Annotated in this window: 14 protein-coding genes and 2 tRNA genes; 3 read left to right on the top strand and 13 right to left on the bottom strand. The window is 65.1% G+C overall.

Annotated features, from left to right (window positions below; translation table 11 throughout):
* Complete coding sequence (locus JS541_RS03270) at window positions 1-816, bottom strand: histidine phosphatase family protein (RefSeq protein ID WP_214373050.1); 816 nt, start codon at window positions 814-816, stop codon at window positions 1-3.
* A 132-nt stretch (window positions 817-948) separates the two neighbouring features.
* Here JS541_RS03270 and JS541_RS03265 point away from each other — a divergent pair, with 132 nt between their 5' ends.
* Both JS541_RS03265 and JS541_RS03260 read left to right on the top strand, forming a co-directional pair.
* Window positions 949-1,674: a winged helix-turn-helix domain-containing protein gene (locus JS541_RS03265; RefSeq protein WP_214373049.1), complete on the top strand. Its 726-nt coding sequence runs from the start codon at window positions 949-951 to the stop codon at window positions 1,672-1,674.
* 4 nt (window positions 1,675-1,678) lie between these two features.
* On the top strand, window positions 1,679-2,221 hold the full coding sequence (locus JS541_RS03260) for a DNA-deoxyinosine glycosylase (RefSeq protein ID WP_214373048.1): 543 nt from the start codon (window positions 1,679-1,681) through the stop codon (window positions 2,219-2,221).
* 155 nt (window positions 2,222-2,376) lie between these two features.
* Here the strand turns inward: JS541_RS03260 and JS541_RS03255 are convergent, their stop codons facing one another.
* The gene (locus JS541_RS03255) at window positions 2,377-2,781 is read right to left on the bottom strand and encodes a pyridoxamine 5'-phosphate oxidase family protein (protein ID WP_214373047.1); all 405 of its coding nucleotides are present in this window, start codon (window positions 2,779-2,781) and stop codon (window positions 2,377-2,379) included.
* A gap of 223 nt (window positions 2,782-3,004) precedes the next feature.
* Here JS541_RS03255 and JS541_RS03250 point away from each other — a divergent pair, with 223 nt between their 5' ends.
* Complete coding sequence (locus JS541_RS03250; RefSeq protein ID WP_214373046.1) at window positions 3,005-3,736, top strand: nitroreductase family protein; 732 nt, start codon at window positions 3,005-3,007, stop codon at window positions 3,734-3,736.
* Between the two features lie 38 nt (window positions 3,737-3,774).
* Here JS541_RS03250 and JS541_RS03245 read toward each other — a convergent pair.
* From JS541_RS03245 to JS541_RS03195, 11 genes are all read right to left on the bottom strand, one after another.
* Window positions 3,775-3,850: transfer RNA gene (locus tag JS541_RS03245), tRNA-Ala, on the bottom strand.
* A gap of 120 nt (window positions 3,851-3,970) precedes the next feature.
* Window positions 3,971-5,203, bottom strand: coding sequence for a hypothetical protein (locus JS541_RS03240; RefSeq protein ID WP_214373045.1), 1,233 nt, complete (start codon window positions 5,201-5,203; stop codon window positions 3,971-3,973).
* An 86-nt stretch (window positions 5,204-5,289) separates the two neighbouring features.
* Window positions 5,290-6,369 carry an AmmeMemoRadiSam system radical SAM enzyme gene (gene amrS, locus JS541_RS03235; protein ID WP_338023515.1) on the bottom strand — a complete coding sequence of 360 codons (1,080 nt, stop codon included), beginning with the start codon at window positions 6,367-6,369 and terminating at the stop codon, window positions 5,290-5,292.
* Window positions 6,370-6,455: 86 nt separating this feature from the next.
* Window positions 6,456-8,060: an AmmeMemoRadiSam system protein B gene (gene amrB / locus JS541_RS03230; protein WP_236036726.1), complete on the bottom strand. Its 1,605-nt coding sequence runs from the start codon at window positions 8,058-8,060 to the stop codon at window positions 6,456-6,458.
* Window positions 8,061-8,107: 47 nt separating this feature from the next.
* On the bottom strand, window positions 8,108-9,607 hold the full coding sequence (locus tag JS541_RS03225; protein ID WP_214373043.1) for an amino acid permease: 1,500 nt from the start codon (window positions 9,605-9,607) through the stop codon (window positions 8,108-8,110).
* 100 nt (window positions 9,608-9,707) lie between these two features.
* A complete protein-coding gene (locus tag JS541_RS03220) occupies window positions 9,708-10,973 on the bottom strand; it encodes an alpha-amylase family protein (protein ID WP_214373042.1) in 1,266 nt (421 codons plus the stop codon).
* A 214-nt stretch (window positions 10,974-11,187) separates the two neighbouring features.
* Window positions 11,188-11,898 (bottom strand): histidine phosphatase family protein, encoded by a 711-nt coding sequence (locus tag JS541_RS03215; protein WP_214373041.1) that lies wholly within the window; start codon window positions 11,896-11,898, stop codon window positions 11,188-11,190.
* A 75-nt stretch (window positions 11,899-11,973) separates the two neighbouring features.
* Window positions 11,974-12,381, bottom strand: a complete 408-nt coding sequence (gene rsfS, locus JS541_RS03210; RefSeq protein ID WP_214373040.1) for a ribosome silencing factor — start codon at window positions 12,379-12,381, stop codon at window positions 11,974-11,976.
* 101 nt (window positions 12,382-12,482) lie between these two features.
* Window positions 12,483-13,865, bottom strand: a complete 1,383-nt coding sequence (glmU, locus tag JS541_RS03205) for a bifunctional UDP-N-acetylglucosamine diphosphorylase/glucosamine-1-phosphate N-acetyltransferase GlmU (protein WP_214373039.1) — start codon at window positions 13,863-13,865, stop codon at window positions 12,483-12,485.
* A gap of 156 nt (window positions 13,866-14,021) precedes the next feature.
* Window positions 14,022-14,092 (bottom strand) — tRNA-Gln (locus tag JS541_RS03200).
* A gap of 68 nt (window positions 14,093-14,160) precedes the next feature.
* Window positions 14,161-15,183 carry a ribose-phosphate diphosphokinase gene (locus JS541_RS03195; RefSeq protein ID WP_163229961.1) on the bottom strand — a complete coding sequence of 341 codons (1,023 nt, stop codon included), beginning with the start codon at window positions 15,181-15,183 and terminating at the stop codon, window positions 14,161-14,163.
* Window positions 15,184-15,337: the final 154 nt, after the last annotated feature.

Here is a 15,337-nt window from a genome sequence, read left to right as displayed (position 1 = left end):
TCAGACACCCGCCGTGAGCCATGCGGGACCGTTGTCCCAGTCGACGGTGCGCACGATGGGCGCGCATTCGTTGAACGCGTCGAGCTGCCAGACCGGGCGGTCGAACGCGTGGCCGTTCATCTCGCGCAGGATCGACAGCCGGCTCCAGAACGCGTTGCGGATGCGGCCGAGATTGTCGAGCGAATTGACCTGCATGCCGACCAGCGTTTCGATGGTGGCGGCGATCCATGAGCCGTGGCCGACGACCATGAGCGTGGTCGGCTCGTCGGCGTATTGCGGGTCGGCGATGATCGCGCGCATCGCGTCCGCGCCGCGCCGGCCGGTCGCCTCGCGGCTTTCGACACCGTAGGCGAGCTCGCCGCCTTCGTGCCGGCGCCATGAGGCGTATGCTTCGGCGTCGATGTCGCGGATCTGTTCGCGGGTCAGTCCCTCCCACTGGCCGAAACTGCGTTCGCGCAGCCTCGGGTCGGTGGTGACCGGCAGTCCGAGCGGGTCGGCGAAGGCGTGCGCGGTCTGCTGGGCGCGGAACAGGTCCGAGCAGATGACGACCATGCGGCGGCTCGCGGCCGGCGCGTGGCGGTATTCGCCGATGTCGCTGCGCTCGGCCGCTTCGGGGCCGGGTTGCGCGAGCCGTTCGGGATTGCGGGCGATCTGGCCGACCTTCGCCCAGTAGTAGCGCTGCGCGAGTTCGAGGCCGGCCATGTCGGCCTGCCATTGGCCGACGATGTCGAGCGGCACGTCGATCTGGCCCTGGAGCCGTCCTGCGCGGTTGTATGACGTCCGCCCGTGCCTGAGCATCACCACTTCGTCGATCATGTCTCGCTCCCCCTGTCCGTCGTCCTCGCCATCGGCTTACCGTTCCTCGCCCATCATATCGACAGCCCGGCATCTGAGCGGAGGCACTCGGACTATAGTGCTGGATAGATGACGGCCGATGGGAGGCGTGCGATGGATCTGCTTGTGGTGACCGGCAGTGCGGCGTTGGCCTCCGCATTGGAACGGACACTGGAAACGGCTGGGCATCAGGCCACGGTCGTCACTTCCGTGACCCAGCTGGACGAATTGTTCAGGGATTATCCGCTGCTGCCGTTCGATGCGGTGGTGTTGGATGATCTCACGCCGGCGGCGGTGCGCGACGGATTGGCTCGCCGGTTGCATGATCCGGGGATCTCGCTTGGACGTCGTATCCGCATCGCGTTGCTGTCCACGCCTTCGCTGAGCGCGTCGAGCCGACCGGCGACCGGCTCCCCCGTCGCCGCACCGTTGACGCCCGACGTCACCGTCGTCAAGCCGTTCGGCGACACGGAACTGTTGTCGTACATCTCGCTGCTGCAGACAATCGACGATGCTCCGGACGGCGACGCGACCGCGAACGGTCCCGCGCTGCTGATCCACGGCGATCTGACGCTCGACACGCGACGGCAGCGCGCCTACTACCGCGGCGGCAAGCCGATTGCATTGTCGCCGCGCGAATACTCCGCGTTGGAGGCACTGATCCGGGCGGACGGCGACTATCTGAGCTTCGACGACCTGTCGCGGCTGGTGTTCGGCGACGGAGCCGGTTTCGCCGACCAGCGCACGGTGATGGATACGACCATGTATTCGCTCACTCGCAAACTGCGCCGGCTGGGGTTCTTCATCACGCAGCATGGTCACCAGTATCGGATCCGATAGTACGATGAGCGAGCATGTCGAGCATGGGTTCGGCCCGGTGTGGGATGCCGATTCGCGGGTGCTGGTGCTCGGGTCGATGCCGAGTCCGAAGTCGCGCGAGGCCGGGTTCTATTACATGCACCGGCAGAACCGGTTCTGGCCGGTGATGGCCGCGCTGTTCGCGGATTCCGCCGATCCGCTCGACGTGCCCGGCGACTCCCCTGCATCCCGCCGCGCGTTCGCATTGCGCCATCATGTTGCCTTGTGGGATGTGATCGCCTCGTGCGATATCGCCGGCGCGTCCGATTCCTCCATCCGCAACGCCGTACCGAACGACATCGCGCCGATTCTCACCGGCTCGCGCGTCACGCATGTCATCGCCACCGGCGCGAAGGCCGGTCAGCTGTACCGCCGTCTGATCGAACCGCGGCTCGTCGCGGACGGACTGTCCGTCACGATGACGCAGCTGCCGTCGACCAGCCCGGCGAACGCGACGATGCGACTGCCTGATCTTGTCGCCGTCTACCGCACCGCGTTCCGCGAGGCCGGCATGCCGGTCCGCAGCTGATTTGTTTTGGATTCGCCGAACTCGCCAGGCCCACCAGGTTCACCGAACCGATCGGTCCCATCGTGCGGCGAAACGATGTCCGCACATGCGACCGACATACGAAGACGCCGCCTCCCCGTACGGAAAGCGGCGTCTTCATCGGATCGTGAAAAACGTCAGTCCTTCTCGATGGTCTTGCCGGCGGTCGCGCCGGAGGCAAGATCCTGGATCTCGGTGACCTCGAGCACCGGGATGACGGCCGGCTTCTTGGTGCCCTTCTCCTCGGCGACCTTGACCTGCGCCTCGTAGATCGCGTCGTCGGAGTGCAGGGTCACGGTGCCGCGGAAGCGGTAGCCCTTCTTCTCGGCGAGGTTCGCGAACGCGATGACCAGCGGAGAGCCGTCCTTGAGGTTCTCGTAGGCCTGGCCGGCAGTGCGCTCGTGGTAGGCGATGTGGTTGTCGTCAAGCACGAACAGGCTCATCTTCGGACCGAGGTCGAGCTGGCCGTCCTTGGAGACGGTGGAGATCCAGCCCAGGTTGTTGTCGATGAACGTCTTCATCTCGGCGGTGAGTGTTGCCATGATCATATCCTTTCGTAGCACGGTTCGTTATTCGCTCTCTTTCAGCCTACGCCAACCGCCGCATGTTCGCCGCGCGTTCGGCTGTGAGTAATCTCTCACGAACACGACGAATCGGCGAGCCGGATCGGCGACGACACCGCGGCGGTCGGGCCGCATGGACGACCCGCTAGGATGGATGCCGGACATCAGGCCGCGGGAATGCGCGGAGGACTTGAGGAGATGTATGGACATCATCGAAGCGATGGGCGCACGCCACGCCGTGCGCGAATACACCGATCAGCCGCTGGACGAGAACGTGCTGAAGGCGCTGGGCGACGCGATCGGGCGGGCCAATGCGGACGGCGGGCTCGACATTCAGCTCGTGCACGACAACGAGGACGCGTTCGGCGGATGCCCGACGCATTACGGTCGGTTCAGAAACGTGCGGTACTGCCTCGCGCTGATCGGACGGGACACGGATGCTTCCGGCGAAGCACTGGACGAACGGGCGGGATATTTCGGCGAACGGCTCGCGCTGGAGGCCGTGCGGCTCGGATTGGACACAGGCTGGGTGGTGTTGCACGAGACGACCGGCCATCATGGCCGTTGGCATATGGGTGACGGCGAGCGCATGCCCGCTGCGATCGCTTTGGGGCACGGTGCACGGGCTGGTAGACCGCATCGCAGCAAGCCGATCGAGGAGCTTGGCATGCTGGCCGACTGCGACGCCACGTCGACCTCGTCGTCGCAGTCGGATGCGTTGACCGGTGCGCCGGACTGGTTCGTAAACGGGTTGAAGGCCGTGCAGTTGGCGCCGAGCGCATTGGGCAAGCAGCCGTTCCGTTTCGTGCTGCTCGATGATGCCCGCCATGCCGTGCGCGCCGAAGCGCTGGATGGTGTGCAGGCGCATATCGGCCTCGGCATCGCCAAGCTGCATTTCGAACTTGGCGCCGGCGTGCAGGTGCTCTGGGAATAAACAAATGAGGCTTGCGGAATCATCCGCAAGCCTCATGTTGGTGGAGCTAAGGGGATTCGAACCCCTGACCCTCTCCATGCCATGGAGATGCGCTACCAGCTGCGCCATAGCCCCGTAGGTTGTTGCTCATTGCTGAACCTGAGATAGGTTACGTCAGGCCCGGCGATTACGCAAACCACGGCGTGTCATGATTCGGGTGTGGGCGGCATCCCTGACCGGGCACTGCCCACACCGTCACTGTCCGCTGGTGGATGAGGTTCCGCTGCCGGTCGAGTTCGAAGAGCTCGAAGATGACGAGTCGGAATCGCCGCTGGTACCGGAGGACGACGATCCGGAGGACGAATTCGATGATCCGTCAGTGGATGAGCTGCTTTCCGACGAGCCTGTGGAACCGCTGGTGGATGTGCCGGAGCCGGTCGAATTCGAGGAGGACGAGTCGCCGGACGAGGACGAGCTCGAGCCGGAGGAACTGCCGGTGCTGCCAGACGTAGTATCGCTGCCCGCCCCGCCGGATGTGCCATTGGATGTGCCGGAGCCGGTCGATCCGGAGTTCGTCGAAGAGTCCGATGACGTGCCGGAGCCGGTGCTGCCGTTCGACGTGCCCGACGATGAACCGCCGGATGTCGTTCCTTCTGTGGACGTGCCATTGGCATCGTCCGTTGAGCCGGTATCCGAACCCATGCCCGTGGTGGTGTCGTCGGCACCATTCGCCGGGGTATCGGATTCGTCCGTCTTCGTGTTCGGATCGGTCGGCGCAGGCTGGTGGCCGTTCGTATCGTCGGGGGTCTGCTGCACCGGGGTCTGTGTGGTGTTCACCCAGTCGCGTACCACGGAATCGGTGCCTTTGCCTTGGGTGACGAGCATGACGATGCCGGCCGTCGCCGCGACGGCCACCAAGGCGCTGACGACGGCGACCACGATGGCGATGCGTTTCTGTCTGCTGGCTGTCGCCGCGGCCAACGCATGATCGCGGCCGATCCGCCCAGATGCCGGATTGCCGGATATGACGCTGCGCGGTGTCGTGGCGGGCACGCCGGGGCGCCGAGCCGCCGCGTCGATGTGGCCGAGCACGCGCGTGGAGTCATCGATCTGCTCGTCGGCGGAACTCACCACGCGTCGTGCGCGGCCGTCGTCGACCGTCGTCACCGCCAACGCGCCCGGCGCAAGCACCGTGGTCACGTCGCCGATCACCTGTGTCCGGTCATCCGACGCCGGGGTCTTGGCCGCATCGTCCGCCGTATCCGACGAACCGGAGCCGACGCCGGTCACATCCTGCAGTTTCTCACCGGAGGCCTTCAGCACATTCTTGTAGATCTGTGAGGCGACCGCGGACACGATCGAGCCCACCGCCACGCCGATCACCGAACCGGCCATGCCGATCTTCGCCGACAGCAGGAACGACGTGACCGCCGCCAGTGCGCCCGCGATCAGCGAGGTAATGGAGATGCCTTCGAAAAAATTCTTCACGCGACGCAACAATAGCGATTTTTCTTGGCAACGCGCTGAGCCTTTGGTGAAAACAACATAACCATCACAGCATCCCGGCAGAATCTTCACGAAACGGGTATGCGCCAACGTTGCCGGCCGAAATCACCGGCCCCTCGCGTCTCCCAACGTCCGAGAATCATGCGCCCGCAGTCGGGGCAACACCCGTCTGAAGTGAGCCGGTACCGGTCGATGTCGTACCAGTCGCGCACGATGAGCGCCGCTCCACAACCGGGGCAGAACGTCGTGTCGCCTTCGCGATTGACGATGTTGCCGGTATAGGCGAAATGCAAGCCCTCCCCGATTGCGATCTCACGCGCGTGCACGAGCGTGGCGAGCGGCGTGGCCGGCACGTCGCGCATCTTGTAGTCCGGATGAAACGCTGAGAAATGCAGCGGTACGTCAGGACCGCAGTGCTCGCGGATCCATACGCATTCGGCGTGCAGCTGCGCATCATCGTCGTTGTATCCGGGAATGAGCAGGGTCGTCAGTTCGACCCACGTGTTCGTTTCGTTGCACACGTATTCGATGGTGTCGAGCACGTCGCGCAGATGGGTGCCGGTGATGGTGCGGTAGAACTCCTCGGTGAAACCTTTGAGATCGATGTTCGCCGCGTCCATGACCCGGTAGAAGTCGGCGCGCGGCGCAGCGGCCATGTACCCGGCGGTGACGGCGATCGCATCGATGCCGCGTTCGTGACAGGCTTGCGCGGTGTCGATCGCGTATTCGGCGAAGATGATCGGATCGTTGTAGGTGAACGCGACCGACCTGGCACCGTAATCGGCGGCCACGGCTGCGATCTTCTCGGGGCGGGCTTCGACGGCGAGCGTGCTCCACTGGCGGGATGCGGAGATCGACCAGTTCTGGCAGTAGCGGCAGGCGCTGTTGCAGCCGGCCGTGCCGAAGCTCAGCACCGCGCTTCCCGGGTAGAAGTGGTTGAGCGGTTTCTTTTCGACCGGATCCATCGCAAAGCCGGAACTCAAGCCGTACGTGTCGAGCATGATCGTGCCGTGGTGGTTGGAGCGCACGAAGCAGAAGCCTTGCTGGCCGTCGCGTAGTGTGCAGTGGCGCGGGCACAAGTCGCATTGCACGCGACCGTCCGGCAGGCGGTGCTGCCAGCGGCCGACGGCCGGTGATTGCCGTGTCACTGAGCTACGAACCGATGTCGCCGCTGCATCTTCCAAGGCTGTTCCCGCCGCCGTTTCCTCCGCCGATGCCGTTGTCCCGCCCATATTCACCGGGACTCCTCACTGAACGCGGTGACGGTGTATCGCTGACAGGTCATGCTGCCGTCATGCCAATCGTAGGATGATGGCAATCCGGCCTTGCGCAGCAGGTGGCTGACGAATTCGTGGCTGTCCGGCAGTTCGGCCCATACCTGCGGCAGGAACGTGGCACGGTGACCGCGGCCGTCGTCGAGGATGAGTCCGTCGCGTCCGGGCTTGAGCATCGCTTCCAGCGCGGCACGGGACGGCACACGCATCGATTCCGGTTCGGACAATACCGACACCTCGACGCTGATGTCCGGATATTCGTCGGCGCTGACTGGGCGGAATCGTGGATCGTGCACGGCGGCGTCAATGGCGTGTTCGGCGATGTCGCGGCCGAGTGGGCGATAGGCTTCGATCGTGCCGATGCAGCCGCGCAGACGCCCGTGTTTGGTCAGGGTGACGAAACTTGCGCCAGGCTGGTTCAGCTGCAGATGGGCAGCGACGATGTCGGCCGGCGTGGGATCGCCGGGGTTGGCGAGGCCGAGATACTGTTCAAGCGAGGACCGGGCCAGACGGGGCAGTACCGTGTCGGCATGGTCCGGCAGATTGGCGGCGCTGTCGGCGGCGCACCGATGGTCGGTTTCGGCGAGCATCGCGTCACGGGCTTGCGTGTCATGCTCCCATGCGGCGAACGATGCATAGCCGACCACCGGCGTATCGGAGTCATGCATCGGTGGACGGTCCGCATGCCGCCCGTCGGCGACGTTGGCGAGTGCCACTTCCCCGTCGTCGCCCGAGGTCGAGCAGCCGAGGAAACGCAACGGCATGGTTTTCGCCCGCACGGCGGCCAGCAACCCGTTGACCGGATATGCACCGCATGCGCGGTTCGAGCGAATCGTCGGCTCCCCCAGTGGCGCGATGTGCGCGATGGTCTCGTCATCCAAGGTGCGGGCGACCGATTCGGGATGGTAATGCGACAGGTCGGAGCTGATCACGATCACCGTATCCAGTCCTCCCCATAGGGTCTGAATCACGTCGCCGACTTCGGCAGGACTCGCGTCGCCCGCATTAAGCGGCACGATGGTCAGGTCATCGCCGAGCACGCGCTGCAGGAACGGGATTTGCACCTCCACCGCATGCTCGCGCGCGTGCGTCGCATCGTTGACGCTTAAGGCGGGTACCGTATCGAGCGCCCGACGTTCGGCATCCCGGTCGACCGGCACGGTGCCGAGCGGCGTCCGGAACGCGGATGCGGACGGGCACGCCACGCCGCGTACGGCGACGCGGTGCGTGGGGCCAATGATTATGGCGCGCCTGATCGTGCCGCGGCCGCGTTCGAGCAGCGCGTAGGCGAGCGCTGCGGTCGTGCCGGAATACACGTATCCGGCGTGGGGCACGATCACCGCTTTGGGCGCACCCTGCGGCAATCGCCGCTCGAATCCGGAATCATGCAATAGCGCGCGGGCGTAATCCAGCTGCCGGTCGATCATCGCGCGCAGTTCGTCGGGGTCGGACGGGTAGAACGCGCCGGCCACTGCGGCCGGACGGATGTATGTCGGCTCGGGCAGGGTGCGGGCGGCATCGTCGCCGCCGCCGCTGCCGAATCCATTGTGGAACAACCTCATCATGGCAACCACCTCTTCGTGTTCCATGATAGTCGCCGACGAACAACCGACTACGGCAGCTGCAGTTCGGGTTCGGCCGGATGCCGTTTGCGCCACCACGCCTGAACGTAGTAGGCCGCGTAGCAGACCACGATGAACAGCAGCTCGGCCACGAGCGCGAACCGTTGCTCCTTGTCGAAGAACACGAGCAGGAACGAGGCCGTGCACAGGATGAACGCGCCCCACGACACGTACGGATAGCCGGGCGTACGGTACTTGAGCTCGTCGACGGTATGCCCGGAGGCGAGCCAACGGCGGCGGAACACGATCTGGCAGTAGGCGATGGCGATCCACACGACCACGGCGGATAGACCGGACAGCGCGACCAGCACAAGGTACACGGTGGATGCGGCGATCACGGACGACAGAAGCGCCAAAAGTCCGCCGGCCATCGCCGCGCACAAGGCTAGCATCGGCACGCCGCGGCGGTTGGTCTTGGCGAACCAGCGCGGGATCATGCCCTCGTTGCCCATCGACCACACCATGCGGGTGGACGCGTACAGGCCAGAGTTGGAGGCGGACAGCACGGCCGTGAGCACCACGAAGTTCATGATGTCGGCCGCGTACGGGATGCCGATGGAGTTGAACACGAGCACGAACGGGCTTTCGCCCACACCGGCCTCGCGCCACGGGATGAGCGCGCACATGACCACGATCGAGCCGATGAAGAACAGGACGAGACGCCACAGCGTGGTGTGGATGGCCTTGGGCACGGCGGTTTCCGGGTCGCGCGTCTCGCCGGCGGTCACGCCGATCAGCTCAGTGCCGGAGAACGCGAAGTTGACGGTGAGGATCGTGGCGAACACGGGCATGAAGCCGTTCGGGAAGATGCCGTCCTTGACGAGGTTGCCGAACAGGGGCGCATGGTCGTAGCCGGAGATCGGCACCGCGCCGAAGATGGCGAGCAGGCCGATGGCGATGAACGCGCAGATCGCGAACACCTTGATCGACGCGAAGATGAACTCGGCCTCGGCGAAGAAGCGCACCGACAGCGCGTTCGCGGTGAAGATGAGCACGATGCACGCGGCCGACCATATCCATGTAGGCGTGTGCGGGAACCACCGTTGCATGAGCAGACCGGCGGCGGTGAATTCGGAGCCGAGCGCAACCGTCCATGTCAGCCAGTATTGGATGGCGATGACGAAGCCGGTGCCCGGTCCGATGAACCGTTCGGCGTAGACGTGGAACGAGCCGGTGACGGGCATGGCGACGGACAGTTCGCCGAGCGTGAGCATGACGAGGTACACGATGAGCGCGCCGATGGCGTACGCGAGGATCGTGCCGATCGGCCCGGCCTGCTGGATGGTGTAGCCGGAGCTGAGGAACAGGCCGGTGCCGATGACGCCGCCGAGGGAGATCATCTGCAGATGCCGTGATTCCATGCCGCGCTTCAAGTTCGTGTGCAGCGCGTGCTTGCGGTTGGCGGATACGTCGGTGTCTGCGGGCGTCGGCTGCTGTGCCGAAGCATCCGAGATCGGTTCGGCGGAAGTGTCAGTGTCGGACTGGCTCATGCTGTTCTCTCTGCTGTCGGGACGATGACGGCCGTCAAAACGGCCCAGAACAGTATACGAGTCGGTCTGACCAGCGGAACCGGACTGCTTCCCGTGCCGCTTAGTGCTCGACGTGGTAGAGATTGACGCCGTGCTCGCTGATGTCGGCGGTCGGCCGCTCCCCCAGCCGCAGATCGACGTGCAGCCGCCGTCCCGCGTCCTCGCCGGTGCCGACCACGTCGTATGAGTATGCTCGGTTGCTCACGTGCGTCGGTTCGGTCACGGCCCGCGCCATCCACGGGTTGCGGCGGCGGATCGAGATCAGGCCCTGGATCAGACGGAACATCCACGCGCCGTCGCCGCCCAGCCCGTCGCGCGTGCCGGGGAACATCGGGCGCACCGCGTCGTCGCCGCCCATCGTGTCGGCCTTCACGCCGCGCCACGCCTGTTCGTCGCCGTAGTAGATGCTCGGCACGCCGCCGACCGTGAACAGCACGGTCATGGCGAGCGCCGCCTCCGCTTCGCCGACCTGGCTGACGATGCGGGTCACGTCGTGGTTGCCGACGAACGTGAGCGGCGTGAACGCGCGCATGAACTCGTTATGCCGTTTGAGGCTCCAGTCGAGTTCCCAGAAGTTGCCGGATTTGATCGAACTCCAGATCGCCTTCCACAGTTCGTATTGGGTGATCGAGTCCATGCCGGAGTCGCGCACGATCGCCGGATAGTCGCCGTGGATGACCTCGCCCATGATCCACGTGTGCGGGAATTCGCGACGTACCTCGGGCAACACGCGCGTCCAGAACGCAGGCGGCACGGCGTAGGCCGCGTCGAGCCGCCATGCGTCGGCGCCGCGGCGCATCCAGTGACACATCACGTCAGTGACGAGGCTGGCGACGGCTGGGTTGTCGTGGTTGAAGGATGGCAGGTCGCCGTTGCCTTCGAATTTCGCGTAATCGGTCACGTTACCGCTCGTTGCGTCGCGTTCGATGCGGAACATGCATTCGGCGGCCGAATCATTGCCGACGAGCGCGCGTTGGAACAGCGCGGATTCGCGGCCGATGTGGTTGAAGACGCCGTCGAGCATGATGCGGATGCCGCGTTCGTGGCATGCGGCGACGAGCCGGTCGAAGGCCGCATCGTCTCCGAGGCGCGGGTCGATGCGGTAGTAGTCGGTGGTGTCGTAGCCATGGCTGGTGGACGCGAAGATCGGGTTGAGCATCAGGCCGTTCGCTCCGAGGTCGATGAGGTAGTCGAGCCACGAGGTGATCATGTCGAGACGGGGCGTGAGCGTGCGTTCCGCATCGGACTGCGGGCGGATCGGCGCGCCGGTGAAGCCGAGCGGGTAGATCTGCCACCAGATCGTATTGAGGTTCGGATCGTTGGTCATCGCGTCACTCCTTGCCGTCGTGCGAATGCCGTCATCTCCAGCATACGACCGGCGTGAGTGGTTTACGGTTCCGCCTGTCCCGTCAGGTACGGGATATACGACGAAGGTCACGCAATGGCATGGTGATGCGATATGCCATCGCGTGACCTTCGTCTGCGGCGCTGCGGCGTGACCATCGATCAGAATCGGGCGATCGTCCGGTTCGTCGGCGCGATCAGTCCTCGATCGGCGGATGCTCCCACTGGTCAGTATCGGCGGCCGCCGGGCCGTGGTTGTAGTCCATGAGTCGCCAGCGCAGCGTGCCGTCTGGCATGTCGACCGGCACGAACCGCGCCCAGTGGGCGTTGCGCATCGACACGACGTCGGTGAACTCGGGGTGCACCCGATCGAGGCCCAGCAGCATGATCGTGGTCTGCATGATGCACGAGCCGTGCGAGAACACGAACAGGTCGGTGTCGTCGCCGGCGCGGTGCGCCCAGTCATCCAATGCCGCGACGCCGCGGGCGCCGACGTGTTCTTTGGGTTCGCAGCCGTATTCGAGCTCGCCGCCACGGAATTCAGCCCACGACCGGTAGGCGTCCGGGTACTGGCGGGCGATTTCGGCGACCTCCATGCCTTCCCACTGGCCGAAGTTGCGTTCGCGCACACGCTCGTCGAGATGGACGTCAAGTCCCAGCGGATCGGCGAACGCGTGGGCGGTGGCCGCGGCACGGCTCAGATCGGAGGCGACAACCAGCTGCCTGCGGCCGTCCGGCTGTCCGTCGACATACAGCGATTTCAGCGCGGCACCGGTCTGTTCGACCTGCCAACGGCCGACCTCATCGAGCGGGATATCGATCTGGCCCTGGAAACAGTGGCGGACGTTGTATGACGTGCGTCCGTGGCGTACCAGCGTGATCGAACGGACATGCTCGGTTGCGCTCATCCGATTACCTCCCTTGATGATGGACGAATGATTGATCCGTGTGCCGCCATGTTGTATCACATCGGCACACGACGATCAGTCTTCCGATTCCGTTGTCTCCGTCTTGCTGTCCTCGGGATGCGCGAGCTCAAGATCAATGGTCGGGCAGTCGCGCCACAGACGGTCGAGACGATAGAACTCGCGGGCCTCCTCGTGCATGACGTGGATGATGTAGTCGCCGTAGTCGAGCAACACCCACTGCGCCTCGGTTAGGCCTTCGCGCGAGCGCGGCTGGCGCTTGTCGCACTTGAGGTACAGATCCTTTTCGACCTCCTGCGCGACGGCGAGCACCTGCCGCTCGTTCGACGCGGTGGCGACGAGCATGAGATCGGTGATGCCGAGCAGGTCGCTCACGTCGTAGGCGACGATGTCGGTGGCCTTGAGCCGGTCGGCCGCTTCGGCGGCGATACGGATCGCGTCGATGGAGTTCTGGACTGCGGTCACGTTGCTGTTCTCCTTACGTGTTGTGTGTCTGGATGACAGATGGTGGGATTGTCGCCGTGCGACCGGTCAGGCCAAGCCGCACGGCGTCTGCCGGATGACCGTCAGCGTTCCCACTTGGGCTTCCAGCCCTCAACGTCGTGCTGCGTATTCTCGGAGTAGACCATCGTGTCGCTGGGCACGTCGTGGCGGATCACCGAGCCGGCGCCGGAGGTCACGTTGTCGCCGACCTCGACGGGCGCGACGAACAGGTTGCCCGCGCCGATGTGCGCGCCGGAGCCGATGTGGGTCTTGTTCTTGTGCACGCCGTCGTAGTTGGCGGTAATGGTGCCGCCACCGATGTTGGTGTGGTCGCCGAGCGTCGCGTCGCCCATGTAGCTCAGGTGCGGCACCTTGGTGCCGTTGCCGATGTGCGACTTCTTCATCTCGACGAACGCGCCGGCCTTGGACTCCTCGCCGAGCTCGTTGCCGGGGCGCAGGTACGTCCACGGGCCGATGTTGGCGGAGCGGCCGATATGCGTCTCCTGCACCCGGGAGCGCTCGACCACGGCCTCGGCGTCGACGGTCGCGTCGATGAGCGTCGTGTACGGCCCGATCACGGCGGCCTCGCCGACCGTCGTGTGCCCCTGCAGGAAGCTGCCGGGCAGCACGGTCACGTCGCGCGAGAGCACGACGTCGTCCTCGATCCACGTGGTATCAGGGTCGAGGATAGTCACGCCGGAACGCATCCACGCCTCGCACACGCGACGGTTGTGCTCGCGCGACAGGGCGGCGAGCTGCACGCGGTCGTTCACGCCTTCGACGCTCAAGGGGTCGGGGGCGGCGAACGCGCCGACATTGCCCTCCTCCTTGGCGGTCTCGAGCGCGTCGGTCAGGTAGAACTCGCCCTGCGAGTTGTTGTTCTTAAGGCCGGCAATGGCCTTGGCGAGCACGGCGGCGTCGAACACGTACACGGACGTGTTCACCTCCTGCACCGCCAGTTCGCTGCGGTTGGCGTCGCGCTGTTCGACGATGCGCAGCACGTGGCCGTCACGATCGCGGATGATGCGGCCGTAGCCGGTCGGGTCGTCAAGGATGGTGGTGAGCACGGTCGCGCCGTTGCCGCTGGCCTCGTGGAACGCGACCAGTCCGCGCAGCGTCTCGGCGTCGAGCAGCGGCATGTCGGACGCAGCGATGAGCACGTAGCCGTCGAGCTTGTGCTCGGCGGTCAGCTGTGCCATCGCGCACTGCACGGCGCGGCCGGTGCCGGGGATGTCGTCCTGGTTGACGATCTCGACGTCCGGATGGTACGAACGGGCGGCTGCGGCGACGCGTTCGGCCTGGTAGTGGACGACCACGGCGAGCGTCGACGGGTCGAGCGCGGCGACGGAGTCCATGACGCGGTTGAGGAACGTCTTGCCGGCGAAGGTGTGCAGCACCTTGGGATTGGCGGAACGCATGCGGGTGCCTTCGCCTGCGGCGAGGATGATTGCGGCGGAAAGGGCCATCGGGAATCTCCCATTCTGTGTGCTCCGGTCGCCGTCACTTGTCTCACATATTGGACATGCAATTGTGTAGATTCGGTGACGAAAATCGACCGAACGAAAACGCCCGACCGCGAGCCGCGGCTTTCCGCGAAACACGCCGTCGGGCGACTTGTTGCGTTCCCCCACCTGGACTCGAACCAAGACAAAGGGTTCCAAAGACCCGTGTGCTGCCATTACACCATGGGGGACCGGCGGAAACCGGAATTTCCGCCAAGTGTTTATTATGCCATACGTTCACGCCTCAGCGTGTCGCGGCTCACGCGAACAGGAATCCCTGCCCGTGGTGCTCCGGATACGTGTCGAACAGTTCGGCCACGGAACCGTCCTCGAACACCGCGCGGATAGCGCTGGCCAGCAGCGGCGCGATCGACAGCACGGTCAGGCCGTCCCAGCGCTTCTCCTCCGGGATCGGCACGGTGTCGGTGAGCACGACCTCGCGTGCGCCGCATCCCTTGAGCCGTTCGATGGCCGGACCGGAAAGCACGCCGTGCGTGGCGACCACGGTCACCGACTTTGCACCCGCGTCGGCGAGCACGTGGCAGGCTCCGGCGATGGTGCCGGCGGTGTCGATCAGATCGTCGACAAGCACGCAGTCCTTGCCGGCTACGTCGCCGACCACGCGGTTGGCGACCGCCTGGTTCGGACGGGTGATGTCGCGCGTCTTGTGCACGAACGCGAGCGGGCCGCCGCCGAGGCGCTGCGCCCATTGCTCGGCCACGCGGATACGGCCGGCGTCCGGGGAGACGACGGTGACGTTGTCGAGCTGGTTGGAGAACCGGTCGCGAATGTAGTCCACGAGCACCGGCATGGCGATCAGATGGTCGACCGGACCGTCGAAGAAGCCCTGCGACTGCGCGGCGTGCAGATCGACGCTCATGATGCGGTCGGCGCCGGCGGTCTTGAGCAGATCGAACACCAGACGGCAGGAGATGGGCTCACGGCCGCGGTGCTTCTTGTCCTGACGGGAGTAGCCCAGCAGCGGGCATACGGCGGTGATCGAACGCGCGGAGGCTCGCTTCAACGCGTCGATCATGATGAGCTGCTCCATGATCGACTTGTTGACCGGCAGCGCATGAGATTGAAGCACGAACACGTCCGCGCCACGCACGGATTCGGTGTATCGCACATACATCTCGCCGTTCGCGAAATCGTATGCGGTGGTTTCCAGCACATCGATCCCCAGCTGCTCGGCGACGTCCGCCGCCAGCTTCGGATGGGTGCGACCGGTCACCAGGATGAGATTCTTATCGGGCTTTCCTTCAAGGATTGCGCTCACCATATCTCCAAACGTTCGGCTTCGTTGAAGTGACTGCACTCATAGTAACCGTCCGCGCCGACCGTCACCGGCACGCGTGTTCACGGTTGCGGGACTCCGTCCGGCAGGTGGAACGGCATCACGCTGGCCGACGTGCCGACCTCGCGGCGACCCCGCG

The sequence above is a fragment of the Bifidobacterium sp. SO1 genome (assembly GCF_018555335.1).
GTDB lineage: Bacteria > Actinomycetota > Actinomycetes > Actinomycetales > Bifidobacteriaceae > Bifidobacterium > Bifidobacterium simiiventris.
This window is presented reverse-complemented; position numbering and strand designations above follow the sequence as displayed.